The sequence below is a fragment of the Thermodesulfobium narugense DSM 14796 genome (assembly GCF_000212395.1).
In the GTDB taxonomy this organism is placed as follows: Bacteria; Thermodesulfobiota; Thermodesulfobiia; order Thermodesulfobiales; family Thermodesulfobiaceae; genus Thermodesulfobium; species Thermodesulfobium narugense.
This window is the reverse complement of the sequence record NC_015499.1, coordinates 965,552-991,666: the sequence shown is the minus strand read 5'-3', so window position 1 is coordinate 991,666 and position 26,115 is coordinate 965,552. Positions and strand designations below refer to the sequence as shown.

Annotated in this window: 26 protein-coding genes; 25 read left to right on the top strand and 1 reads right to left on the bottom strand. The window is 30.5% G+C overall.

The features are described 5' to 3' along the window. Positions 1–48: 48 nt before the first annotated feature. Positions 49–3,228 (bottom strand): AAA family ATPase, encoded by a 3,180-nt coding sequence (locus THENA_RS05055; protein ID WP_013756344.1) that lies wholly within the window; start codon positions 3,226–3,228, stop codon positions 49–51. 70 nt (positions 3,229–3,298) lie between these two features. Between THENA_RS05055 and THENA_RS10255 the strand changes: the two genes are divergently transcribed. From THENA_RS10255 to THENA_RS04930, 25 genes are all read left to right on the top strand, one after another. Further along, positions 3,299–3,481 carry a 4Fe-4S binding protein gene (locus THENA_RS10255; RefSeq protein ID WP_013756343.1) on the top strand — a complete coding sequence of 61 codons (183 nt, stop codon included), beginning with the start codon at positions 3,299–3,301 and terminating at the stop codon, positions 3,479–3,481. Positions 3,482–3,506: 25 nt separating this feature from the next. Continuing rightward, positions 3,507–3,719, top strand: a complete 213-nt coding sequence (locus THENA_RS05045; RefSeq protein ID WP_013756342.1) for a 4Fe-4S binding protein — start codon at positions 3,507–3,509, stop codon at positions 3,717–3,719. A 225-nt stretch (positions 3,720–3,944) separates the two neighbouring features. Beyond that, the gene (gene ftsY / locus THENA_RS05040) at positions 3,945–4,820 is read left to right on the top strand and encodes a signal recognition particle-docking protein FtsY (RefSeq protein ID WP_013756341.1); all 876 of its coding nucleotides are present in this window, start codon (positions 3,945–3,947) and stop codon (positions 4,818–4,820) included. 1 nt (position 4,821) lies between these two features. After that, on the top strand, positions 4,822–6,135 hold the full coding sequence (locus THENA_RS05035) for a signal recognition particle protein (protein ID WP_013756340.1): 1,314 nt from the start codon (positions 4,822–4,824) through the stop codon (positions 6,133–6,135). A 31-nt stretch (positions 6,136–6,166) separates the two neighbouring features. Then, positions 6,167–6,412, top strand: a complete 246-nt coding sequence (gene rpsP, locus THENA_RS05030; RefSeq protein WP_013756339.1) for a 30S ribosomal protein S16 — start codon at positions 6,167–6,169, stop codon at positions 6,410–6,412. A 2-nt stretch (positions 6,413–6,414) separates the two neighbouring features. Beyond that, the gene (locus tag THENA_RS05025) at positions 6,415–6,660 is read left to right on the top strand and encodes a KH domain-containing protein (protein WP_013756338.1); all 246 of its coding nucleotides are present in this window, start codon (positions 6,415–6,417) and stop codon (positions 6,658–6,660) included. 8 nt (positions 6,661–6,668) lie between these two features. After that, on the top strand, positions 6,669–7,430 hold the full coding sequence (trmD, locus tag THENA_RS05020) for a tRNA (guanosine(37)-N1)-methyltransferase TrmD (RefSeq protein ID WP_013756337.1): 762 nt from the start codon (positions 6,669–6,671) through the stop codon (positions 7,428–7,430). A gap of 2 nt (positions 7,431–7,432) precedes the next feature. Then, complete coding sequence (gene rplS, locus THENA_RS05015; RefSeq protein ID WP_013756336.1) at positions 7,433–7,783, top strand: 50S ribosomal protein L19; 351 nt, start codon at positions 7,433–7,435, stop codon at positions 7,781–7,783. A 9-nt stretch (positions 7,784–7,792) separates the two neighbouring features. Next, a complete protein-coding gene (gene lepB / locus THENA_RS05010) occupies positions 7,793–8,308 on the top strand; it encodes a signal peptidase I (RefSeq protein ID WP_013756335.1) in 516 nt (171 codons plus the stop codon). Further along, positions 8,272–8,892: a ribonuclease HII gene (locus tag THENA_RS05005; RefSeq protein ID WP_083816143.1), complete on the top strand. Its 621-nt coding sequence runs from the start codon at positions 8,272–8,274 to the stop codon at positions 8,890–8,892. The genes lepB and THENA_RS05005 overlap by 37 nt, the downstream gene beginning before the upstream one ends. After that, positions 8,885–9,238 carry a YraN family protein gene (locus THENA_RS05000; RefSeq protein WP_013756333.1) on the top strand — a complete coding sequence of 118 codons (354 nt, stop codon included), beginning with the start codon at positions 8,885–8,887 and terminating at the stop codon, positions 9,236–9,238. Before THENA_RS05005 ends, THENA_RS05000 begins: the two co-directional genes overlap by 8 nt. After that, on the top strand, positions 9,235–10,761 hold the full coding sequence (locus tag THENA_RS04995) for a YifB family Mg chelatase-like AAA ATPase (protein WP_013756332.1): 1,527 nt from the start codon (positions 9,235–9,237) through the stop codon (positions 10,759–10,761). The genes THENA_RS05000 and THENA_RS04995 overlap by 4 nt, the downstream gene beginning before the upstream one ends. After that, positions 10,754–11,794 carry a DNA-processing protein DprA gene (gene dprA / locus THENA_RS04990; RefSeq protein WP_013756331.1) on the top strand — a complete coding sequence of 347 codons (1,041 nt, stop codon included), beginning with the start codon at positions 10,754–10,756 and terminating at the stop codon, positions 11,792–11,794. Before THENA_RS04995 ends, dprA begins: the two co-directional genes overlap by 8 nt. Continuing rightward, positions 11,791–15,003, top strand: coding sequence for an FAD-dependent oxidoreductase (locus THENA_RS04985; RefSeq protein WP_013756330.1), 3,213 nt, complete (start codon positions 11,791–11,793; stop codon positions 15,001–15,003). Before dprA ends, THENA_RS04985 begins: the two co-directional genes overlap by 4 nt. Before the next feature lie 61 nt (positions 15,004–15,064). After that, on the top strand, positions 15,065–15,442 hold the full coding sequence (gene queD, locus THENA_RS04980; protein ID WP_013756329.1) for a 6-carboxytetrahydropterin synthase QueD: 378 nt from the start codon (positions 15,065–15,067) through the stop codon (positions 15,440–15,442). Then, a complete protein-coding gene (gene argF, locus THENA_RS04975; RefSeq protein ID WP_013756328.1) occupies positions 15,439–16,368 on the top strand; it encodes an ornithine carbamoyltransferase in 930 nt (309 codons plus the stop codon). Before queD ends, argF begins: the two co-directional genes overlap by 4 nt. A gap of 23 nt (positions 16,369–16,391) precedes the next feature. Next, on the top strand, positions 16,392–17,069 hold the full coding sequence (locus THENA_RS04970) for a hypothetical protein (protein WP_013756327.1): 678 nt from the start codon (positions 16,392–16,394) through the stop codon (positions 17,067–17,069). A 6-nt stretch (positions 17,070–17,075) separates the two neighbouring features. After that, complete coding sequence (locus THENA_RS04965; RefSeq protein WP_013756326.1) at positions 17,076–17,696, top strand: precorrin-2 dehydrogenase/sirohydrochlorin ferrochelatase family protein; 621 nt, start codon at positions 17,076–17,078, stop codon at positions 17,694–17,696. Then, positions 17,687–18,982, top strand: coding sequence for a glutamyl-tRNA reductase (gene hemA / locus THENA_RS04960; RefSeq protein WP_013756325.1), 1,296 nt, complete (start codon positions 17,687–17,689; stop codon positions 18,980–18,982). The genes THENA_RS04965 and hemA overlap by 10 nt, the downstream gene beginning before the upstream one ends. Beyond that, positions 18,979–19,791 (top strand): cytochrome c biogenesis protein CcsA, encoded by an 813-nt coding sequence (gene ccsA, locus THENA_RS04955; protein WP_013756324.1) that lies wholly within the window; start codon positions 18,979–18,981, stop codon positions 19,789–19,791. Before hemA ends, ccsA begins: the two co-directional genes overlap by 4 nt. 12 nt (positions 19,792–19,803) lie before the next feature. Continuing rightward, complete coding sequence (gene hemC / locus THENA_RS04950) at positions 19,804–20,697, top strand: hydroxymethylbilane synthase (RefSeq protein WP_013756323.1); 894 nt, start codon at positions 19,804–19,806, stop codon at positions 20,695–20,697. Beyond that, positions 20,669–21,697, top strand: a complete 1,029-nt coding sequence (locus THENA_RS04945; protein ID WP_013756322.1) for an interleukin-like EMT inducer domain-containing protein — start codon at positions 20,669–20,671, stop codon at positions 21,695–21,697. Before hemC ends, THENA_RS04945 begins: the two co-directional genes overlap by 29 nt. After that, on the top strand, positions 21,697–23,877 hold the full coding sequence (gene topA, locus THENA_RS04940; protein ID WP_013756321.1) for a type I DNA topoisomerase: 2,181 nt from the start codon (positions 21,697–21,699) through the stop codon (positions 23,875–23,877). Before THENA_RS04945 ends, topA begins: the two co-directional genes overlap by 1 nt. A gap of 3 nt (positions 23,878–23,880) precedes the next feature. Next, positions 23,881–25,221 carry a methylenetetrahydrofolate--tRNA-(uracil(54)-C(5))-methyltransferase (FADH(2)-oxidizing) TrmFO gene (trmFO, locus tag THENA_RS04935; RefSeq protein WP_013756320.1) on the top strand — a complete coding sequence of 447 codons (1,341 nt, stop codon included), beginning with the start codon at positions 23,881–23,883 and terminating at the stop codon, positions 25,219–25,221. Next, positions 25,208–26,104: a tyrosine-type recombinase/integrase gene (locus THENA_RS04930; RefSeq protein ID WP_013756319.1), complete on the top strand. Its 897-nt coding sequence runs from the start codon at positions 25,208–25,210 to the stop codon at positions 26,102–26,104. Before trmFO ends, THENA_RS04930 begins: the two co-directional genes overlap by 14 nt. Positions 26,105–26,115: the final 11 nt, after the last annotated feature.

The window sequence follows — 26,115 nt, the reverse complement described above, 5'->3', positions numbered from 1 at the left end:
TACTAATAACATTATTAATATAATCGATCTGCTTTTGAAAAATTTTTTCTATCTTTTCGTTGTAATACAGCTTATTTCTCCTTCCATATTTTTTGAAATACCAATCAAATTGTCTGCTGCTTCCATTGTAGTACGTTGATGGGAAACTACGATCAGTTGTTTTCTTTTTTTTAGTATATTTAACAAATTTACAAACCTTATAAGATTTGCTTCATCCAATGATGCATCTACTTCATCAAAATAACAAAAAGGCGTTTGATTATTTTCCATTAGAGAAACATACAATAAAATTGAAATCATAGCCCTTTCTCCACCGGATAGCATGTTCAAATTTAAAAATTTTCTGCCAGGTATTTTTATTTCCAATGAGATGCCATTTGTTATAGGATTTTTGGTAGATATTAATGAGGCATTTCCATTAAAGATTTCTCTAAAGTAAGAGTCCAATTTTTCATTTATTTTTTGTACTGAATTGATAAGTTCATTATTTACATGGTTATCTAATGATTTTATAGTTAAATTTGATCCTTTAAGAATTTCTTTAATACTCTTTATTTTTGCTTCCTGTTCAGCAATTTCCTCTTTTAACTGATCGTAATTTTCTTTAACTTTAAAATTTATAGGTCCTAATTCATCTCTTTGTTTTAAAAGCATGTTAAAAGTACTTTGGAGTTCCTCAGTTGAATAATTTTTATAATTCTTATTTTTGAACATTTCTATGTTGGTATCGTTAATATTTTTAAGAAATTCGTTATTATTTATCAATTCTTCTATTTTTGTTTTTAATAATTGCATTTTATTATTAATTTCAAAAATTTTCTTTAAAAGTTCAGATTCTCTTTGTGCTAACTTATTAGATTCTACTACAAAATTTGTTTCTAGATATTTAGTTTGTTGTTCTTTTAAAAGTTTAATCTCTTTTTCAAGAATTGTTTTACGGTGTAATGACTCTTCTTTAAATCTTCTTTCCTTCTGTAGTTCTTCTTTTAAAGCATTAATTTCTTTATTTGTTTCTATTTTTTTATTTTCTAGTTCTTCTAGTTCCATATTAAGTTTAAGAACTCTCTTTTTATTATTTATGATTCTTTCATTTACATTATTAAGTTCGAAGACTATTTGTAAATTTTCTCTTAAATCGTATAAGTTTTTATCCAATTGATAAAAAGATTTTTTGGTGTTGTCTGAGTTAGACAAAGTAAGCTCAATAGAGCTAATTTCTTTTTCTAATCTTTCTTTTTCTCGTAATATAATTTTTATTTGAGCATTAAGAGAATTTTGTTCAAGAACTAATTTTTGGATATCTTCTTTTACTTTTTGAAGATTTAAGTTTAAATTTTCTGTTGAAGCTTTCAATTCGTTATATTCGGTTAAGTTAATTGGCTTTTTTAGACCTTTGTCCAAAATTTGTATTTGACCATTGGTTGAAAAAATTTCCCCATCTAAAGTTACTAATCTAAACTTCCAAAGTGATTCGTTATTTCTTAATTTTATTGCTTCTTCAAAAGAATTTAATAATAAAGTATTTCCAATAAGGTTATAAAAAAGTTTTGTTAATTTACTATCAAAATTAATAAGGTCAATTAAACGTTTTAAGTTATATTTTCTTAGGATTTCTTGCTTAAAATCTTGGTGGGAAATATTCGGTATAAGATCTAAAACAAAAACGTTTATATTTTTATTTATTCTTTTTACAGCATTTTTAAGATTATTTAATTCACTTTTAGTTTGCAAAACTAGAGATTTTTTAAAACTGCCTAGCGCAACGCTTACTGCAATATTGTATTTTTCTTCTGTACTATATAAGTCTTCTATAAAACCTAAAATACCACTTACTTTAGTTGTTAAATAATTGATAAGCTCATTTTTTTCACTTAATCTTTTTTCTTCTAATATTTGATCCTTTTCTAATGTTTTATTTATATTTTTTAGTTTCATAATATTATTATTAAATTGTTCTTCTAAAATCATAAGTTCTTTTTGTTTTTCATATAATTTAGTTGATATCTTCTCTAAAGAAGCTTTATTAATCTCTAATTCATTAGTGAAATGATTGAGGGTTATTTTTTTGGATTCAAGCTCTTTTAATAGTGAATTATTTCTTTCAATTTCTGAAATATTTTTTTCGAAAACATTAAGTAATTGTAAAATTTCACTAGGGTCTTTTTCCTTAAGTGTATCTGGCAAAAAATCTTTTAAATTTTTTAATTTTTTGATATTTTCTGAATTATTCAAATTTATTGTTTTTATTTCATCTTTTTTTGTATTAATAATTTTAATATTTGAATCAAGTTTGGATTCAAGTAGTTTAATTTGACCATCTAATCTTTCTAGAGAAATTTCGTTCTTATGGATTTCTTCGTTGATTTTTTCTAAAATAGATCTTTTTATGTTTATTTCATTCTCGATGTTCTCATTTAATTCTTTAAATTTTAAATATTTGTTTTCAATTTCTTTTTTATAATTTAGCAGTTTTGAATGCTCTTTTTCGATATCTATTTGTTCTTTTTCAGTATTTAGCTTCTCATTTTTTAATTCGTTATATTCTCTAAAAACTAATTCTTTTTTCAGCAAATCAATTTTATTAGAAATTTCAACATAAATGTCATATATCTTCAAGTCTTTATAAAGAACTTCTAGCCTTGATTTGTTTTTTTTCAACTCTAAGTTGAAAGTTTCAATTTGCTCTTCTTTTTCTAAAATTTTTGACTCTAACTCAGCTTTTTCTGCTTTATAGTTTCCATATCCTAAGGATTCTAAGAATATTTGACAAAGTTGATCAGAATTTAAGTTTAGGATTTTATCAACTGTACCTTGATCAATAATTAAAAAAAGAGTTGAACCTAAGCCTAAAGGCCTGAGTATGTCTGTCATTTGTTTTTTTTGAACTTCTACGTTGTTTACGTAATAATTATTAATTCCACCTCTTGACATGTATCTTTTTATGTTTAGCTCAGTATTGTTTTCTTTTAATTCATCAGAAAAGTTTATCTCGACTTCACAATAATTTACAGGTTTAAAATTCTTATATCCTGAAAACAATAATTCAATCGAAGAATCTGCTCTGATTGAAGAAATTCTACCGCCAAGTGCCCATTTTATACTCTCCCCAATATTGCTTTTACCAGAACCGTTTGGCCCAATTATTACATTTAACTTTTTGTCAAATTCGAATATAAATTCTTTATAAAAGCTTTTAAAACCAAATATTCTTAAATTTTGAAGATAAATTTTTCTCCTCCAAAATTATATGTTTTTGATATAATGAAATATAATGATAACATATAAATGAGGTATATATTTGCACGTCAAAATTAATTTTAAATCTTATATATGTGTTGGTTGTGATTCATGTGTTTTAATGTGTCCAGTTAATGCTATAACTTTAATAAATTTTAAAGTTTTTTTTGATTGTAGTAAATGTATAAAATGTAAATTTTGTGAATTTGTTTGTCCTATGGGTGCTATAGAAATTCAAGATTAAAGCTTAAAGGTTTAAGGAGGAAAATTTGGCCAAGGGGATAGCAGTAGTTTTTTCAATAGATCCAGATTTGTGTGAAGCATGTGGTGCTTGTGTTCTTATTTGTCCAACGGGAGCAATTTTTATAAGCGAAAAGGACATTGAATTTTCAGTAATTGATCCAGATAAATGTCAAGGTTGTGGAGTTTGTGCAATTGTTTGCCCAAATGGAGCAGTTAAAGAAAAATTAAATGAGCCCTAACTTTACTAACTTTGTTTTTTTAGAATTTAACAAATGTCTCAATATCTTTTTTTACTAAGTAAGGTAGAAATACTTGATTATTTTGCTATTTTTTTTTATTATTAGTGAGTCTACCTGTTAAATATTCAAAATAAAGTTAAAAAGGCTAAATTTTGTGTTAGAATATTTCCTTATGATTAAGAGTGATTCATCATTTTTTGAAGTATAAAGGAGGAAAGCAGATAGTTGTTCCTATTCGATAAAGTTAAAGAAGCGCTAACCAAAACAAGAAGGGTTTTTAGTTCTGTTGTAGGAATGGAAAGCATAGATTGGGATGAAATACTAGAAAAGTTTTTGCTTGTTGATGTTGGTGCTGATATTGCTCAAGAAATTGTTAAAGATGCTAAAAAAAGGTGGTTAAACGCTGCTCCCATTGAAATTGCACTTAAAGAAGCAATAGAGGACTTTTTGCCAGAAGGCAAACCCCAGCTTTTTTTTACTAATTCACATCCTTGTGTTTGGCTTTTAATAGGTGTTAATGGAAGTGGAAAAACTACTACATGTGCTAAGCTTGCAAAATATTCTATCGAAGAATTTAAGGCTACCCCTATACTTATTGCAGCTGATACTTTCAGAGCTGCTGCAATTGATCAGCTGAAAATCTGGGGGGAAAGGCTTAATATTGACGTTATTTCTCAAAAAGAAAATTCTGATCCTGCAGCTGTAGTTTTTGATGGTTTGAAAGCTAGTAAAAGTAGGAAGAGGAATCCTATTATAATTGATACTGCAGGCAGGCTTCACACAAAGGATAACTTAATGGAAGAGCTTAAAAAGATAGAACGGGTAATAGGCAAAGAAATAGAGGGTGAACCATCTGAGGTTCTTTTAGTGTTGGATGCTTCTACCGGATACAATGCTGTAAAGCAGGCTGAAGTTTTTAGCCAATCTTTAAAGGTAACTGGTATAATTCTTACAAAATTAGACAGTTCTGCAAAGGGTGGTTATGTTTTGAATATTACAAAAAAGTTTAATATTCCAGTTAAATTCATTGGTGTAGGAGAAGGTGTAGATGACCTTGTACCTTTTGATAAAGTCCAATATGCAGAAGGGTTGATCCCGTAAGATGCTTTCTGATTTTAGCGAAAAGATCCAGAGCCTTTTCAAAAAGTTTAGAGGATATGGTAAATTAACAGAAAAAGAGATTGGTGAAATTTGTCGAGATATAAGGCTTTTATTCCTTGAATCTGATATTGCATTATCAGCTACTAAAAAAATTGTAGAAGAAATTAAAAATCGCTTGAGCACTTTGGAATTTACTACTGAAACATCTCCTGGAACTTTGGTTTCTAATATAGTTAGAGAAGAACTGATTAACCTTCTTGGTAAGCCAGGTAATATTGATTTTTCGGAAAAGCCTACTTTGGTAATGATGGTAGGTATTCAGGGAAGTGGAAAAACAACAACTTCTGCAAAGATTGCCAATTATTTTGCTACAAAAGAAAATAAAAAACCTTTACTCGTAGGTGCTGATGTAAGAAGACCTGCTGCACAGCTACAATTAGAAAAATTATCTCAGCAGATAAAGATCCCCTTTTTTACAGATAAAGATCCCTTTTTAGCTTGTGAGGGAGCTTTAAATCTTGCAAGATCTAAGGGCTATGATCTCATAATAGTTGATACTGCAGGCCGTACACATGTTGATGAGGAACTTCTTGATGAACTCAAGACTTTAAATGAGAGGTTTCAGCCAAAAAATAACATCCTAGTTATTGATTCCATGATGGGGCAAGAAGCAACAAAAGTAGCAAAAGCTTTTTTTAATACCATCCCCTTGACAGGAGCGATTTTAACAAAGTTTGATGGTGATGCAAGAGGTGGAGCAGCTTTTTCTTTAAGAGAAGTTACTGGTGTACCACTAATCTTTTTAGGTGTAGGAGAGAAAATACAAAATCTTGAAAAATTTGATCCTGTAAGAGTGGTAAACAGAATTGTAGGTATGGGCGATATCGAGGGTTTAATTGAAAGAGTATCAGACATCAAAATTGATACCAGCAAAAAACCTCCAGAAGAAATAGAGAAGTGGAATTTTGATACATTTTTAGAAAGTATGCGTCAGATTAGAAAAATGGGCCCTTTGGAAGAGCTTTTGTCAATGATACCTGGTTTTTCGAATATAAAACAAATGAAAAATATGATTCCAGATGAAAAGCAAATGAAAAGGATTGAAGCAGTAATGTTATCTATGACTCCTAAAGAAAGAAAGAAGCCTGAAATAATAGATGCAAGCAGAAAAAGAAGAATTGCAAAAGGTTCTGGAACCTCAATCCAAGAAGTAAATCAGCTTTTAAAACAATATGAAATGTTCAAAAAGATGTTTAAATCAAAAAATCTAAAAAAAGGCATAAAATTACCAAATTTTCCAATAGGAAGAATTTAAATTATAAAACTTAGTAGGAGGTTTATTATTAGTGGTTAGAATTCGTCTTCAGCGTGTAGGTTCAAAAAATAGGCCATCATATCGAATTGTAGTTGCTGAAAAAAGAGATCCGTTAAAGGGTAAAACTCAAGATGTAATAGGATTCTACAATCCTTTGCCAGAAAAAGCGTTATTTAAAATTGATGTTGAAAAGTACAATAACTATATTTCGAAAGGTGCTAAACCCTCAGAAACAGTTGAAAAGTTGTTTGCAAAGTTTATTAATACGAAGGAGTAATATTGACTGATTTTTTAAAGATTACAATAAAAAATTTAGTAGAGCATCCTGCAGAAGTTTTAATAAACGAGTCTGTAGAAGAAAATAGTGTTTTTTATGAAGTTTATCTTAAACCAGAAGACGTAGGAAGAGTAATTGGAAGACACGGACAAATAATAGATTCAATTAGACAAATATTAAAGGCAGTAGGAAAGAAGAAGGGTATTAATTATTTCATAGAAATCAAAGAACATTTAGTGAAAAATTGAGGATGTAAATGAATTCTTATTATGTTTTAACGCTATTTCCTGAAATATTTAATACCTATTTTAGCATTGGTCTTGCAAAAAAGGGTTTAGACAAGGGCCTTTTTAGTGTGGATATTATTAATCTTAGAGATTTTGCAAAAAATAAGTTTAAGAAAGTAGATGATTACCCCTTTGGAGGCTCTTCAGGTTTAGTTTTGCAGGTTCAACCCATTATGGACGCTATCAATTACATTGAAAGTATTTGCCCCGATGTGGTTTTTTTCTATCCATCTCCAAGAGGTGAAGTTTTAAAACAAAAAAAGCTTTTTGAAATTTCTAAAAAGTTTGATAAAATATGTTTCTTGTGCGGTCATTATAAAGGAGTAGATGAAAGGATATTTAAGTTAAAAGAGATAAAAGAAATTTCTTTGGGTGATTATGTCTTAAATTCTGGTGAGATAGCTACAGTAGTATTGTTGGACGGTTTATTGAGGTTAATACCTGGATTTATAGGAAATGAAAAATGTATAATGGAAGATTCAATTTCAAGTTGCCTTTTAGAATCTCCAAATTATACGAAGCCAAGAGAAATTTTTGGTGAAGCAGTTCCAGATATTTTATTGAGTGGTCATCACGAAAATATTAAGTTTTGGCAAATGAAAGAATCTTTTAAAAAGACTATAAAATCTAAACCCTATTTAATTTTAGGAAGAAGCTTTAGTAAGAATGAAAAAGCTGCTTTTGCACAAGCAAAGGCAGAAATTTTAAAAGAATTGTATTCTGGAGGTTAGAAATGTCGCAGGAACTTATTAAAAAGGTAGAGTCAAAATTTCTTAAGGAGACTGTGCCAACATTTAATGTTGGTGATACGGTTAAAGTTTATGTCAAGGTAAAAGAGGGTGAAAAGGAAAGAACTCAAGTGTTTGAAGGTATAGTTATTGCAAAGAAAAACGGCGGTTTACGAGAGAGTTTTGTTGTTAGAAAGGTGTCATACGGAGTAGGTGTAGAGAAAAGCTTTATGCTTCATTCACCTAATGTTGAGAAGGTTGAAGTAATTCGAAAGGGTAAGGCTAAAAAAGCAAAACTTTATTATCTTAGAGATAAGATCGGAAAACTTGCATCTCACGTAAAAGAAAAGTTTTAAGGTAGTAAATTGAAAAAGAAACCATTCTGGAGAGAAACTTTAGAATCTCTTGTAATTGCCCTTGTTTTGGCTTTTTTTGTTAGAACTTTTCTTTTCCAAATATTTTATATTCCTAGCGGTTCAATGGAGCCAACTTTGATGCCTGGAGATAGGGTTTTGGTTTCAAAGATAGATTATCATTTTGTTCCCATTCAAAGATTTGATGTAATAGTTTTTAGATACCCTGTAGATCCATCAAAGGATTTTATTAAAAGGGTTATTGGTTTGCCTGGCGATGTAGTTGAAGAAAAAGATGGTGTTTTCTATGTAAATGGTAAAAAGTTAGTTGAAAATCATCCTATGTATAAAGATAATTTTAACTACCCCCCTACAAAAGTTCCTGAAAATTATTATTTTGTGCTTGGAGATAATAGAGGAAATTCTGATGACTCAAGGTTTTGGGGTTTTGTTCCTAAAGAGAACATTATTGGAAAGGCTTGGTTAATTATTTGGCCACCTGGAAGGATAGGTTTGATTCCTCAATAATAGATTTTTTCCCATCTTTAGGTATGGATGAGGTGGGGCGGGGTGCTTTGGCTGGTCCATTAGTTGTTGGGGCTGTTTATTTTGATAAAGATTATATGATTGATGGCTTAAAGGACTCAAAGCTTCTTAAAGATCAAGAGAGAAGAGAACTTTGTGATATTATCAAAAGAAAAGCTTCTTATTGGTCTATTGGATGGGCATACCACTGGGAAATAGACAAATTGAATATTTATAGTGCTCTTGTACTTGCATGTAAGAGAGCTATTTTAAATATGAATTTTTTGCCAGAGGCAATTTTTTTTGACGGTTCTTTAAAATTAAAAACTTTTCCATTTAAGCATATAGTTTTTCCTAAAGCGGATAGATTAGTTCCCTCTGTTGCTGCTGCATCTATCATTGCAAAAGTTGCCAGAGATGATTATATGATTAATATTTCAAAATATTATCCCGATTATTTATTTGATATACATAAAGGTTACGGCACAAAATTTCATTTGGAAGTGCTTGAGAAAAAAGGTCTTTCAAAAATTCATAGAAAAACTTTTTGTAGGTTTTTAGATAAACAGAGGTTATGTTTTGAGTAATCGTGATAAAGGAAATATATATGAAAGTGTTGCTTGTAGCTATCTTATAGGCAATGGATATATGATTTGTGAGAGAAATCTTTCAACTGGAGTCGGCGAAATTGATATATTAGCAAAAAAGGATAATATATTAGTTTTGGTTGAGGTTAAAGGTAAAAGTTCAGAAAGATTTGGTCATCCTCTAGAATTTATAACCAAAAATAAGTTGTTAAGAATTAAAAAAGCCTATAATCTTTTACTCTCTCAAGGTGTTTTACCAGAACATGAGATAGTTAGAGTTGATCTGATATACTTCAAACCTAATAGTGAGTACGTCCATATTATTGGAGATGATTGGATTTTATGATATCAAAGATTAAAAGTGTTACTTTAAATGGACTTGACGCTTATTTGGTTGATATTGAAGTGAGTTTTACTACTGGATATCCCGGTTTTACTATTGTAGGCCTTCCTGATACGGTTATTCAAGAATCAAGAGAAAGAATTAAGACTGCACTCAAGCATGTCTACAGTGAAATACCTGTTAAGAAAATTACAGTAAATCTTGCCCCTGCTGACTTAAGGAAAGAAGGTTCTTATTTGGATTTGCCTGTTGCAGTTGGAATTTTAGAGGCAGCAGGAATAATCAAAAGAGTTCCTGAGAATATGGCGTTTATTGGTGAATTGGGGCTTGATGGACAGATTCGTGGCGTTTCAGGTGCTATTTCTTTAGCTCTTGGGGCTAAAAATTTAGGCATTGAATCATTGGTTCTATCTATAGAAAACGCACATGAGGGTGCAATAGTTCCAGAAGTAAAAACTTATAGTTTTTCTAATCTTAATCAAGTTATAGAAGTCTTTAGAGGAGATATTTCAATTGAAAATTTTCTTGCAAAAAGAGAATTAGAAGAAGAGATAGAGACTAATTTTGATATCGACTATGCTGATGTAAAAGGACAAGAAAGGGCAAAAAGGGCAATAGTAGTTTCTGCTGCAGGAAGACACAATATACTTTTAATGGGGCCTCCAGGTTCTGGAAAGTCTATGTTAATGAAAAGATTTCCAACAATTCTGTCTAATCTTGATGATGAAGAAAGTATAGTTGTAACACAAATTTATAGTTTGATAGGTGAGATGAAGAATAGAAAAAATCTTATAAGAAAAAGACCATTTAGAAGTCCTCATCATTCAATTTCGCTCGCCGGTCTTGCTGGCGGAGGATCGCCACCCAGACCTGGGGAAATGAGCTTGGCTCATAGAGGAATATTGTTTTTGGATGAAATTCTTGAATTTAGAAAAGATTTGATCGAATCTTTAAGACAACCTCTGGAAGACGGCAGAATTACAATTAGCAGAGCTTCCTCTTCGTTAACTTTTCCTGCACAATTTTTATTAGCAGCTTGTTCAAACCCATGCAAATGTGGTTATTTTAAAGATAGATTTAATCCCTGCACCTGTGCTCTTAATGACATTAAAAAGTATAGAAGTAAACTTTCAGGACCTATTAGAGATAGATTCGATATTATGCTTGAAGTTCCCAGGCTTTCAAATGAAGAATTATTGGGTATGAAACCTGGCAAAACTTCTGAAGAGATGAAAAATGAAGTATTAAAGGCAAAAAAATTTCAGTTAGAAAGAACTAAAGGAATTGTCAAAAATAATTCTGAACTTAGCCCGAAAGAGATAAAAAAATATATAATTTTGGATGATAATGCAAAAAAACTTTTGGCAAATGCTATAGATAATCACCATTTTTCTGCTAGGGCATATGATAAAATTCTAAAACTTTCAAGAACTATAGCTGACTTGGATGAAGAAGAGATTGTAAAACCACAGCATATAGCAGAGGCTATTTCTTTAAGAAATATAAAATGGGATCCATATGACTGATATAGAATTATGGTTAGCTCTTTCTCTTTGTAAAATACCATTTAAGAAGATTAAAGAAAGATTAGAAGATAGAACATTCCTTGAATTTTTGATTAAGGGATTTTGTGATAGAAATTACATTAAGTTAGATGAAAAAGTTAAATCAACTATAAATTTTGCAGAAAAAACCAATACTGAATTAATTCCTTATATTTCAAAAAAATATCCTGAAAGTCTAAAGCATTTAAACGATCCGCCAGTTTTACTTTATTGCAAGGGCAATGTAGATCTTTTAAAAAGTGAAAAGATAATATCTATAGTAGGTTCAAGAAGGGCAACTGCATACGGGAAATCTCAAGTAATAGAATTTTCTAAACAACTTTCAAGTTTTGGGTTTACTATTGTTTCTGGTTTGGCAAGAGGTATCGATGAATATGCTCACAGATCTTGTTTAGAAGTAGGAGGAAAGACTATTGCAGTACTTGGTAACGGATTAGATATATTTTATCCGATTGAGAACAGAGAACTTCAAATTGAAATATCAGAAACAGGACTATTGGTTAGTGAATATTCTTTTAAGGAAAGTCCAACAACTTATTCTTTTCCTCAAAGAAATAGGATTATAGCAGCTCTTTCTAAAGGTATACTGGTTGTTGAAGCAGAGAAAAAAAGCGGTGCGCTTTTGACTGCAAGTTTTTCTTTAGATCTTGGGAGAGATGTATTTTCTCTTCCCGGCCCTGTAAATTCTCCAAAAAGCTTTGGAACTAACACTCTTATAAGGAACGGTGCTATTTTAGTGAGGTCTTTTGAAGACATATTAGATGAATTTGGATACAAAATTGTAAAAGAAAATTATAAACAAGAGCAACTTGATATTCTAACACCTCATGAAGAACGAGTTCTTTCATGTTTAAATTCTACGAGTTATACTCCATTTGAATTAATTTCTTCTAAAATTGAAGATTTAAAACCTCAAGATTTAATACTTATATTAACAGAGCTTACATTAAAAAATAAAATTGAAGAGTTTGGGGGAAGTTACAAAATTTTATGAAGAATTTTAAGTACAATTTTTTAATATTTTTATCATTTATTATTACAATTGTTATAATTTTTTTTATCGGGTTATTGTTAAATAAAAAGAATAATATTATTTATTCAGGAAGTTGGTTACAATCAGGTTACGACCAAGCTGGTATAAGATATTCTGATGTAAAAATTCCCCTTCATCCTAAAGTAAAATGGGCCTATAATGCTAAGGGTTGGATTGTAGGCAGCCCAGCTGTAAAGGATGGTTTTGTTTATGTAAACGTTTTAGGGGGAGAACTTCTTAAATTAAACTTAAACAATGGTAATTTAATATGGTCTACAGGTGAAGGCGGTTTTGGTTCTGTAGCCCTAGAAGATGATAGGGTTTATGCTGGAATGGTTGGGAAATATGGACTTTCATCTATTGACCCAAATAATGGATATGTATATTTTTCAAATCCTTTATGGAGAGGAATTCGTTCTAGTCCTGTCATAGATAAGAATATGGTATTTATAACATCTTTGGATGGGAACATATATTCATATAATTCCATTACTGGAAAAAAAATTTGGTCAAAATTTTTGGGAGAACATGAAATGGCTACTCCAGCTGTTTCAGGTGGTAGGGTGATTGTTGGTAGCGAAGATAAGGTTTTATATTGTTTGTCGGAAGAGAACGGTAAAATTTTATGGAAATTAAAATTATCTAACATCATCAGAGCAGCTCCTGCTATTTTTGATAAAAGGGTTTATATTGGTGATTTTTCTGGCAATTTTTATAGTATTGATCTTGAAAACGGGAGAATTTTATGGACTTACAAAACCGATGATGCAATTCTCAATTCTGCTGCAGTTACTCCTGATGGAAATGTTTATCTTCCTTCTTGTGATGGGTATGTATACGCACTAAACCCTTATGGCAAACTACTTTGGAAGTTTAAAACCAATAGCTATCCATCTTCTTCTGTTACTGCTACTAAAGACAGTTTATTATTTGGTACATATGATGGTGGGATTTATGCTTTAAATATAACCGATGGCAAGCTAATCTGGAGACTGTACGCAGGTGGACCAATTAGATCAAACGTTGTTCCAATAAACAACATGATCATTGCAGGTTCTGATGATGGTAAGGTTTATGCTTTTACTGATGATGGAACCCTTCCTGCAGATAAAAAAATAGTATCATATACTCAAGACAAAGTGACTTACGCTAAATTAGAAAACAATAAGGTTATTATTCCTTCTGAAGATCTTAAATGTTCTGACAAAGTTGATGTCTTAATTTTTGGTGGATCAATTAGTGCACTTACAGTGGCAAAACAGATAAAAGAATCTGGTAAAAGCGTAATGATAATTGATAGTGCTCCCTTTCTTGGCGGGAAATTTACTCAAGGTTTTTCACCTTTACCATTTTCTGAGTTAACTAATAGTTTTGGAAATTTTATCAAAAATATTCAAAATACTTACTACAAAAACATTTCAAATGACAAATATGTTGATACAGAAATATTAAAGTTTGCTCTTGATAAATTTGCTAAAGACAACAAGATCCCGGTTTTATTTCACTCTTATCCATTGAACGTGTTTAGTAAAGATGGTTATAAATACACATTATTTATCTCTAAGGGCGGACATCAAATAATACGCTCAAAAATCGTAATAGATGCTTCTAATAATTCTCTTCTTTTAGGGACAATAGATCCTTCAATTTTAAACTTTGACAGAGCTGTATTAAACTTTTCAGTAATAAATTCTAATTACAAAAATATTAACACTGCTTTTAATGATCAAAAAGTCTTATCTTTTAGTTTGGAAAGGCCGGTAGAAAACTCTACCGAATATATTGATGCTGAAGAGTATCTTAGAAACATGTACGCAAACTATATTCTTTCAAATCACACATTTGTGCCAGGAGTATCGCCTATAAGTTTGGTTTTGAAGGGATCAGGTAATGAATTTAAAGAAGTTAAAAACAATGAATTCTTATTGCCTGATAATCCATATACTCCTGAGAAAGATATAGAAGAAATTTTAGCTTCACTACAAAACACTGAAACTAGTAATCCAGAGAATACTTTTCATGTAAGTCAAGAAGAAGTTCCTGTTTTAAAAAGGTATGATGTTGTTGTTGTTGGCGGAGGACCTAGCGGATTTGCTGCATCAATTATGGCTGCTAAAATGGGTATGAAAGTAGCTCTTATAGAACAGTACCCATTTTTTGGTGGAATGGGAACTGCAGGGGGGGTTAGTTATTTTGAACCTGGTTCTGTTGGAGTAATTTTTAAAGAAGTAAGAACAATGCTTTATGGTTCAAAAAATCTGCCAAATACTGGTAGACTTTTTGATACTGAGATTGCAAAATCAATTTATCAAAATATGGTTCATAATGAAAAAAACATTACAGTTTATTTCGACTCCTTTGCCCTAATGCCTGTTATGGATTCGAAGAAAGTACTTGGAGTAGTAATTAAAAGACCGTACGACTGTGTAGCTATTTTAGGGAAAAGGGTAATTGATGCAACAGGCGATGGAGATATTGCTGCTAAAGCAGGTGTTCAATATGTTTTTGGAAGAACATGGGATCACAAAATCATGCCACTAACAACAATGTTTACAATGTACCCAACTGGCCCAAAAAGAGAAAAAGGAGTATGGGTTCTTTCTAGCGGTAAAGTCTTAGTAAATGAAACTAGAGTTTATGCAAACCCACTTAATATTGATAAATTTTCTAATGCAGAAATGATTGGTAGAGAACAAATGTGGGATATTTTTTCCAAAATTGAGAAAAAATATAATTATAGGATTTTATCTTCAGGGCCTCAAATCGGAGTTAGGGAATCAAGACACTTTCTTGGGGAATACACGCTTCAAGAGAAAGATATTTTGGTAGGAAGATACTTTTATGATGGCATTGCACTATGTTTTTATGGCGTTGATATTCATAATCCCTACGGAGGACCTGGAGGTTTTCAACTACCGATTATTCCTTATGAAATACCCTTAAGGACCTTGATTCCTCAAGGAGTTGATAACCTGATAATTGTCGGAAGAACTATCAGCGCACAACCACTTGCAATGGCATCATTCAGAGTTCAATCTACTATGATGAGCGTTGGTGAAGCTGGTGGCCTTTTGGCTGCAGAGTCGATAAAATCAAACTTGCCACTAAAGGATATAGATGGAGCAAAGATTAAACAAATCCTAAGAAATATGGGGGTATATCTTCCGTAGAATATGTTAATATTATCAATGTATGCTGTTAAGAATATTAAGTGAAATGGAGAAAACATAGATGTATACTCTTATAGTTGAAGATAGCTTTTCTTCTGCTCATTTTTTAACCCGTAATGGGGAAATTGAATTTGAGCCTCTTCATGGGCATACCTTTAAAGTAAGCGTTGAAATTTCTGGTAATTCGCTTGATGAATTTGGAATGTTGATTGATTTTAGAATTATAAAAAAGAAGTTAAAAGAGATTTTAGATACTTTTGATCATAAACTTTTAAATGACGTTGTTCCATTTAGCCCCACTTCAGAAAATTTATCAAAGTATATATTTGATGAATTTGAAAAATTTTTAGAAAATTATAGAGGATTGAATGTTAACTCTATTACTGTTTGGGAATCACAAACAACTTGTGCAAAATATCAAAAAGAGGTGCAAAGATGAATAAGAAATCCTTCTTAGATTTGACAGTTTTTGACAATCACTCATTAAAAGAGATTATAAAACTTTCAGATAAGCTCTCTACAAATAGATTTTTGCTTGGTGATGTTTTAAAACAAAAAATCATTGCTTTAATTTTTTTAAAGCATTCAACTAGAACAAGAGTCTCTTTTGAGGTTGCTATTAGAGACCTTGGTGGAAGCACTATCTTTCTTGGCAAGGATGAACTCCAAATAGGAAGGGGTGAACCTATAAAGGATACTGCCAGAGTGCTAAGTGGTTATGTTCACGGGATAGTTGCAAGACTTTACAGCCATGATTCTTTAATAGAGTTAGCAAATTATTCGACCATACCAATTATTAACGCTTTAACTGATTATAATCATCCTGTACAAATACTTGCAGATCTGCTAACAGTCTATCAAGAGTTTAGAACTTTGAATTTAAAGTGGGCTTATGTTGGGGATGGCAACAACGTAGCCAGGTCTTTAGTGGAAGCTGCTAGCATAATTGGCTTTGAATTGACTATAGCTACTCCAGAAGGGTATGAACTTGAAAAAGAATTTAAGGAAAAGTATAGTAATTTTGATTTTATCAAGTTTACTAACGATCCTGTTTTATCTGTAAAAGGAGCTTCTGTTGTATATACTGATACCTGGATTAGCATGGGTCAGGAAGCAGAAAAGGAAAAAAGAATTAATGACTTTAAAAAGTATATTGTTGACAAAGAACTTTTTTCTCATGCAAGAGAAGATGCTATATTTTTACACTGTTTGCCGGCTTATAGGGGGCTTGAGGTTAGTGAAGATGTTTTAGAGGGAGAAAGATCGAGGGTTTTTAAACAGGCCCACAACAGATTACATAGTGAAAAGGCTCTTTTGTGGTCAATATACAGTGGTTATTTATCTGATAAAATTTTGTTAAAGTAAACTATTCTGGAGGTTATCAACTTATGAGGTTCTTGGTTATTTTGCTTTTGTTTTTAAGTTTATTAATTTCTGCCAACCTTGCTTTTGCAGAAAAGGGTACAAAGGTGGAAGAGAGTTCAAAAACAGAACAAAATGCTCCTGATGTGTTTAGTAAACTTGAAGATGTACCTGATATGACTTTTAAAATTAATTTTGACTCGTTTAAATACAAAAAAGCAAAATCTGCAGACATTTATCTTAAGCCTGGGAAAATCCTCATTAGTTTTAATGGTCCTTTATTTTTAGGTCAACAAACTCAAATTCTTGCACTTAGCAAGGATAGATCAGTATACTTTATGTTACCAGTTTTACAAAGGGCTATAAGATTTGAAGCAGACAAATTCCCAAAGTATACAAAAGAACTTAATGAGTTTTTCATACTTCCTACTTATGGTGAACAAGTAATGAAAGATGATAGTTTTAAAAAAATTGGTGAAGAGGAAGTTGAAGGCGAAACTTGCTATGAAATGCAGAAAAAGATTGAAGGGAAAGAACTTACAGTATGGGTGGGTAAATGGACTCATTATGTAAGAAAAGCAGATTTAACTTCTTCTAAAGGGACTACTCATATTACGATAACTGATTTGGTTTGGGGATTCCCTGTTTCTGACGATTACTTTAAGATTCCATCCAATATGGTAGTTTATGACTGGAAGAAATAGAATAAGATGTACTTTCCATTTTTAGTAAATTTAGATGATAAAGCTATATTAGTTATTGGTGGAGGAAAGGTGGCATATAGAAAAGTTTTGTTATTCAAAAAATTCTCCACAAATATAACTATTATTGCTCCTGAAATATGTTCTGAGATGGAGAAAGAAATTAAAAAGAATAACTTTGTTTATTTAAAAAAATGTTTTGAAAATGGTGACACCCTAAAATTTGACATAATAATTGCAGCGACAAATAAAAGGGATGTGAATAAATTGATCTCTTTAGAATCAAGAAGAAATAATAAACTTGTGAATGTAGTAGATGATCCTGAACTTTGTGCCTTTATAGTGCCATCTATAATATCCTACGAAAATTTTTTGATTGCTTTTTCTACATTTGGTAAAGCACCATCATTATCAAGAGTTTTTAGGGAAGAATTTGAGAAGGATTTTAATTCAAATTTTGATAGCATTATTAAATATTTAGAATCTTTAAGAGAAGATATTAAAAATAGAAATTATCTTCCGGAAGAAAAAGAAAAAATATTACTTAATTGTTCGCGTAAAGCTTTTAAATATTTTCGAAGAGGGAAAAGCCTGTCTGAAATTAAGGCGATGATTGAAAATTGCAATTAAAATTGTTGGGCCTTAACTATAAGAGCGCAACAGTAGATATCAGGGAAAAAATCTCTTTTCCAAGTTACAATAGTTTAATTTCAGGTTTAAAAACTCTTTTTTCTATTGTTGAACCTGATGAAGCAATTATTATTTCTACATGCAATAGAACTGAAGTTATATGTGTGAATCCCAAAAAAGATATAATAGAATTTTTTTCATATATTGCGAATATTCCCAAAGAGTCTATGAGAAAATTTACTTATTATTTTGAAGATATTCAAGTTGCTAAGCATTTGTTTATTGTAGCCTCCAGTCTTGACTCTTTAGTAGTAGGAGAAAGTCAAATTCTTTCTCAAATTAAAGATGCTCAGGAAGTTGCGAGCACAAATAAGTTTAGCGGTTTGATATTAAATCATTTGATTTCTCAAGCTATAAGAGTTGGAAAAAGAGTAAGAACAGAAACTCAAATAGGAAAGGGCAACTTAAGCGTTGCAACTGTTGCTATTGAACTTGCTAATTCAATTTTTGGATCCATAGAAAAAAAGAAAATTTTGGTAGTTGGCGCGGGCAAAATGTCTAAACTTTTTTTAAAAACTTTAAAGAATCATGGTGTTTCAAATATATTTATTAGCAATAGGAGTAAGGAAAAAGGAATTGAAATTTCTAATGAATTTAACGGTAAATTTTTAGATTTCGAAAAAAGATTTGAAATATTAAACGAAGTTGATATTGTACTTTCTTCTACTGGTTCTTGTGATTACATCTTTCCTTTTGATTTAGTTAAAAAAAGTACAAGCAAAAGAGCTGAATCTTTATTTATGATTGACATTGCTATTCCGAGAGACATAGATCCAAAAGTTAATAACTTAGAAAACGTTTTTTTGTACAATATTGACGATTTAACTAAAGTTGTCGAAAAAAATAGAAATAAAAGATTGAAAGAAGTACCTAGAGTAGAAGAAATAATTGAAGAAGAGTTAAAATTATTTAATCACTGGTGCTATCTTAATAAAATTATTCCTACTATTTCAAGAATTAGAATAGGTGCAGAAAAAATTAGAAAGGCTGAAGTAGAAAAAACTCTTTCTAAGTTAGAAGGAAAGCTCTCAGAGAAAGAAATTGAACAAATAGATGCTATGACTAAGGCTATAGTAAAAAAAATATTACACAATCCAACTGTCCAATTAAAACGACACATCAATGATAAGAATTTAGAAAATATAATTAATATAACGGAACTTTTATTTAATTTAAATTCTGATTCACTATTGCCAGATTTTGGTAAACACAAGGAGTCAAAATGATTTTAGTAGCTATCGACTTAATTGTTCTGTCTATTTTTTTCTCTATTTTAAATGTTTTCAAAAAAAATAAAATCAATATATATTTTTCTATATTTTTGGCTTTGCTTTGTTTTTTTGATTTAGGGGTTTATATTATAAGATTGTTTTTGAGTTTACAGTTTTTTTATATTAATATTTTCATTTACGAAAAATTAATTAGTACTTTTTTGTTGCTTGTTTTTATATACTTTAATTTTAAAGAAAGTTGGAGAATTATTGCTCTATTTGTTATTTTATTTTCTTTATTTTTTCTTATTCACTCAGAAATATTCGAATTTTCACAAATAATTATTGCTACAAACATTTATAATAAAAATTTCCCTCATATCCTTTTATTTTATCATTATATTTTTGCATCTATTGCTCAAACTTTATTTTTATCTTCTTTTATACTTTCTTTCTTTTTCTTTTACGAAAGATGGAGGGTGAAACATAAAAGATTTGGACCCTTTATAAAACTTTTGCCTTCGCTGCCAGAGCTTGATAAAAAGATTTTGACTTTTATTTCTTTAGGATTTGGTTTTTTAACCGTTTCAATATTTCTTGGTTTTTTAATATTAAAAGAAATATATAATGGTTTCTATTTGATTGATCCAAACAATGTGTTTAATGTTGTATTATGGTTAATGTTTTTAATATATATAATAGTAAGAAAAAAAACTAGAGTGATGACAGAAAAACTTTCCTTGTTGGTCTTGATTTCTACAATTTTAACTTTTCTATCAATTTTTCTTAGTTATTTTACTATTACCTTCCACAATTTTAGGTAAAGGAGAACTCATTTGATCGAAAGAATCGTAATTGGTACTCGCGGAAGTAAACTCGCTCTTACTCAGGCAAGATATGTAGCCGAATTTATTAACAAATTTGATAGTACAATTAAAATAGAAATAAAGATCATTAAAACTACAGGCGATAAACTTATGGTTGCACTACACGAAGCTCCTGAAAGAGGATTGTTTGTTAAAGAAATTGAAGAGGCACTCTTGAATAAAGATATAGATTTAGCTGTACACAGTATGAAAGACATGCCTGCAGAAGCTGTAAGCGAACTAGAAATTTTCGCTGTTCCTGTAAGAGAAGATCCATCTGATGTGATTGTACCAAGAAAAGAATTAAGTATTGAAAATTTAGATGATATTAGTCCAAACTCAGTATTTGCAACTAGCAGTCTAAGAAGGATATCTCTTTTAAATAATTTCTTTACATTTAAAGAAATTAAGGATATAAGAGGAAATATTGATACTAGATTAAAAAAACTTGATGAAGGTTTCTGTGATTATCTTATAATGGCAAAAGCTGCTTTAAATAGGCTTGGAATAAAAAGAAATTACATTACTCTTGATCCGTTTACCTTTGTTCCTGCCGTAGCACAGGGTGCTCTTGCTATTCAAGGAAGGAGAAAGGATTTCAATAGGTTTGCCAAAATTATAAAATTTTTAGATGATTTTAATACAAGAATTTCAACAGATATCGAAAGAAGGGTTTTAAAGCTGATTGGTGGTGGGTGTCAAATTCCCTTTGGCTGTTATGTTTGTCCTATTAAAAACAAATCTTTTAAAATTTCTGCTTTTATAGAAAAAGATGGTAATATAAGAAGAGTTTTATTTGAAGAAGATTTTAAAAAGGATAAAAATGAGGTTGCTAATGAAATTTATAAAAGGCTTTTCTCCTAATAGAGTTGTTAGTCTTATTTTTTATTTTTTTGTTTTTGTATTTATACTCAACTTTGTCTTTCTTAAAACAGCTGCCTATTCACAGGAAAGCACTTTAAGTTTGAGATTGGGGAATGGAATGGTAGTTGTTCTTGGTGAACAATCATCTTTAAGTAAAATTAAAGATTTGATTCTTACAAGCAAAAAAAAATTTGAGACGATTCAGGATTTAGCTGACTTTATTTCTAGTGAACACATAAGTGGAATTAAAGAAATTGGGTTGTTTGTTTCTGATAATTTACAACCCAATGAAAATGTGAAAAAGGTTTTTGATGGAACATTAAAAGATGCCATCGAAAAAGGTGTAATACCATATTTACCAAATAATATAAAGTTTACTCAGGCAAGAGAATTTTTAGAAAATTTTGGTTATAATGTTATTTTCGGACCAGGTATCTATCCTTTTAAAGATAAGTTGAGATGTGAAGTAAAGCTTGTAAGTTATGGTCTTAAAAGTGGAAGCTATATTGAAATTGATGGAAAAAAATATTTCCCTAAAAATCTAGGCTACTTCTTGATTGCTATAGATCCAAATAATGGCAAAATAATTAGTCAAGGCAATTTCGATACATCTTTTCATCATCAAGAAAATGCTGCCCTGGTTAACTACCTTCAATCTGTACCAAAAAATGCTTTTTTGCTGGGTGTAATAAATATAGAAGCTACAAGAAAAATGGATAGTGATTCCTATATGCTTCTAAATCAAATGGGATTGCACTTGGTTCCTCTTGGGTATTATGGATATAGCCATGTATTTATTCTTGATGTAAAAGAAAAAAAAGCACTTGAAGAAAGATCTTCAACTATATCAGAGTTATATTATGTTCCCCCAGAGAAATTAGATGAATCAAGCTTTATTAAACTAATTAATAAAAAACCACTTCCGACAATTTATCTTGATGGCTTGAGTCCTGATTCTAAAATCTTAGTTTTTTCACTGCCGCAAAATGGGAGGTTTTGATGTCTGAAAGTAAGAAGAAAGTAATGATTGTTGAGTCTCCATCAAAAACAAAAACTCTTTCTAAGATTCTTGGCAAGTCTTTAAAGATTTTAGCATCGAAGGGTCATGTTCGCGACTTGCCAAAAACGAGACTTGGTATTGATATAGATAACAATTTTGAACCGACTTTCAGAATTATGAAAGAGAAAAGTAAACTTATTGAGGATTTAAGAAAAGAGGTGAAGGATGCAAAAATAGTTTACCTTGCTCCAGATCCTGATAGGGAGGGCGAGGCAATAGCATGGCATTTAAAAGAAGTCCTCAATTTAAAGGATGGTCAATACAAAAGAGTTTATTTCAATGAAATTACTGAAAAGGCTGTAAAAGAAGCAATGAAGCAGCCAAGAGATTTAGATACAAAACTTATTGAAGCACAAAAGGCAAGAAGGATTTTAGATAGAATAATAGGATACAAGATATCTCCGTTCCTCTGGAAAACTCTTCAAAGAGGGCTTTCTGCAGGCAGAGTCCAATCAGTTGCGCTAAGGATGGTAGTTGAGAGAGAAAGAGAAATAAGAAATTTTGAAATAAAAAAATATTATACCTTTCAGATCAAATGTTTAGATGACAACAACAAAGAGTTTACATTGAAGTTATGTGATAAAAAATATAATCCTGTAAAATTTTTTGATGAAAATGAAGCTGAGGAAGTTCTTAAAAGATTAGATGGAGCAAAACTTGCTATAAAAAGTTTAGAAACAAAAGAAAAGAAAAAAAGTTCCCCCTTTCCTTTTATCACTAGCACTCTTCAGCAAGAGGCGCAAAAAAAACACGGTTTTAGCTTGAAGAAAACAATGAAATTAGCTCAATCATTATACGAAGGTCTTCAAATTGGTCCTGAAGGAAGCACAGGATTAATTACATATATGAGAACAGATTCTTTCAACGTTTCTCTTGAAGCACAAGAAAGTGCAAAGGAGTTAATTATAAAATTATTCGGAGAAGACTTTTATAAAAAATATTATCCAAAAAAGAATAAAGGCAGTCAGGAAGCACATGAAGCTATAAGACCCACTTCGGTTTTTAGATTGCCGGACGAAATAAAGCAGTATCTTGGTAAAGAATATTATCTTTTATACGATCTCATCTGGAAAAGATTTATGGCAAGCCAGATGGCAAACGCAATCTATGATTCTCTTGAGATTAAAGGTGAAGCCAAAAATTATAATTTTTTCGCCAGGTTTTTAAATTTAAAATTCCCTGGATATATGGTTTTGTGGGACGAAGAAAAAGAAACTGAAGAAAATGATGAAGTTTTTCCTAAATTAACAGAGGGAAAGCTTTATGAAATAATTTCTATTGATAAAATTGAAGGATTTCTTTCCCCACCTCCTAGATATACTGAGGCTACTCTTGTAAAAAGATTAGAAGAGCTTGGTATTGGTAGGCCTTCTACATATGCACCTACTATCATCACTCTTCAAGAGAGAAATTATGTTAGAAAGGAGGGGAAAATTTTAATTCCTACAAAAATTGGTGAAGAAGTAACAGATATATTAATTAAATACTTTCCTAACATTGTGGATTATGAATTTACTGCAAAAATGGAAAGCGACCTAGATAAAGTTTTTAATGAAGAGGATAGGGTAAAACTTCTTAAGAATTTTTATCAACCGTTTGAAATGAGTCTTCATAATTTTGAAGAAACTTCAAGTGAAGTTCTTAGCTCTTTGGCTTCAGAGAAAAAATGCCCAATATGTGGTTCTGATATGAAACTAAGAATTAGTAAATTTGGCAGATTTTACTCTTGCTCAAGATATCCAGAGTGTAAAGGCAAATTACCCTTTGAGGACTCTTCTAATAGTGAACAAAATAGCAATGAAGAAAGTTTGAAGAAAAACGAAATTGATGTTAAAGAATCAGATGTTGAATGCCCAATATGTGGCAGCAAAATGGTTGAGAAGAGAAGCAAATTTGGAAAGTTTTTAGCTTGCTCAAGATACCCAGAATGTAAGGGGACTCTTCCTTATGGAAAGAAGGTTGAACAAAGGTGTCCAAAGTGTGGTGGTCAATTAATTAGGACTTTTAGTAAAAAAGGCAAACCATATTATAAGTGTGTGAATAAGGATTGTGATTTTTATAGTTTCAAACTACCGGGTATTAGCGAAAACCTTAAGGTTGAAGAACCTATAAAAGAATAGAAAATGTATTTTAACAAAGAGAGAGATAGAATTAATATAATAGGCGCAGGTTTAGCAGGAAGCGAAGCAGCTCTTTTTTTGCTAGAAAAAGGATATTTGATTAACGTTTATGAAATGAGACCGAAAGTCAAAACTCCTGTTCACAAAACGGATCTATTTGCGGAACTTGTATGCAGTAATTCATTAGGGAATAAAAATATTTTCTCGGCTTCAGGCTTGCTTAAAGAAGAGATTAAAATCTTAGGATCTAACCTTATAAGATTAGCTGAAGTTTCCTCAGTAGAAGCTGGGCAAGCACTTGCAGTTGATAGAGAAGAGTTTTCCAGGCATGTTACTAATAAGATACTCTCTTATCCCAATGTTAATGTTATTAGGGAAGAAGTGAGAGAGATTCCGGAAAACACTTTTACTATAGTAGCAACTGGACCTTTAACATCTGAAAATTTGTTTAAATATTTTCAAAAATTTTTGGGTAGTAAAGACTTGTACTTTTATGATGCTACATCACCTATTATAAAGTATGATTCTATCGATTTAAATTTTGCATTCTGGGCAAACAGGTATAATAAAGGAGATAGCGCATATTTAAACTGTCCCATGTCAGAGAAAGAATATGATTTCTTTTATGAAGAACTTATAAAAGCAGACAGTATAAGAAGTCATTTTCCTGATGAAGAAAGATATTTTGAAGGTTGCTTGCCAATAGAAGAATTGGCTAGAAGAGGTAGAGATACTCTTTTGTATGGTCCATTAAAGCCAAGGGGGTTAAAAGATCCTAAAACAAATAAAGAACCCTATTGTGTAGTTCAGCTTAGACCTGAAAATAAAGATAAAACTTTATTTAATATGGTTGGATTTCAAACCAGACTCCCTTTTAAAGAACAAGATAAAATATTTAGGCTTATTCCTGCCCTAAAGAATGCAGAATTTGTAAGATACGGAGTAATGCATAAAAATATTTATTTTAACCCTTCCTCGTTAATTAAAGAAAGTTTAGAGTCAAAAAAGTTTAACAATCTGTTTTTTGCAGGGCAGATTACTGGAACAGAAGGTTATGTTGAGGCGATTGCAACAGGATTATTGGCTGCAATAAATTTACATCTGAAAATTCAAGGAAAACCTCATCTCGTCTTACCAAAAACAACAGTTTTAGGTTCTTTGATAAATCATATTATTAGTGTTTCAGTTGAAAAGCCTGCTCCAATGAACGTATCATTTGGTTTATTGCCACCCATTTTAAAGAAGATGGACAAGAAAAGAAGATACGAAGAATATGTAAAGAGGTCTTTACATGACTTAAATAAATATCTTTCTGATTTCAAATACGACTATGAAAATAAATAAAGATCAGATTTTAGATTTTTTAGATTATTTACAGTTTAGTAAGCTATGCTCTAATAATACTATTAGAGCATATAGAAGTGACCTTATTAGCTGGTTTGAATTTTTAAAAAATTCAAAAAATAATTTAAATGAACTTGAAATAACAAAGTTAACTTATGATTGGCTGATAGAAGATCAAAATTCAAAATTATTAAAAAAAAGTTCTGTTTCAAGAAAAATTTCTGCAGTTAAGTCATTTTTAAATTATCTTTATAAGTTTAACGTTATAAATAACAAATTATCTTTAACCTTAAAAAATCCAAAAAAGGATAGAATACTTCCAAAGTATTTAAATTATTCTGATGTAGCTGATGTAATTAACAAGAATTTTACATCCAGTAATTTTTACAGTTTTAGAAACTCTCTTATTATTCTTTTGTTGTTTAATACAGGTATAAGAATAAGTGAATTAAAAAATATAAAGCTAGAAGATATTAATCTTGATAGAAATGAAATTAGGGTAATTGGAAAGGGAAACAAAGAGAGAGTTGTCTTTTTTACAAATTTTACAAAAAATTTTTTGAAACAATATATTACTGAGAGACTAAAGCTAAAAACAAAATGTAGGTATCTTTTTATTTCAAGACTAAAGAGTAGAATTAGTGAAAGAATGATTAGATATATTGTGTCTAATACATGGAAAACTCAAACTGGAAAAAGTATTACACCTCACCAACTTAGGCACTCTTTAGCGACCTTCTTGCTCAATCAAGGAGTAGAATTAAAGTATATTCAAGAAATTTTGGGTCACGAAAATATTAATACTACAAATATTTATGCTAAATTAACTGAAAAAACTATAAAAAAGGAATACTACAAATCGCTAGATAAATTAGAAAAGTAAAATTCGAGAGG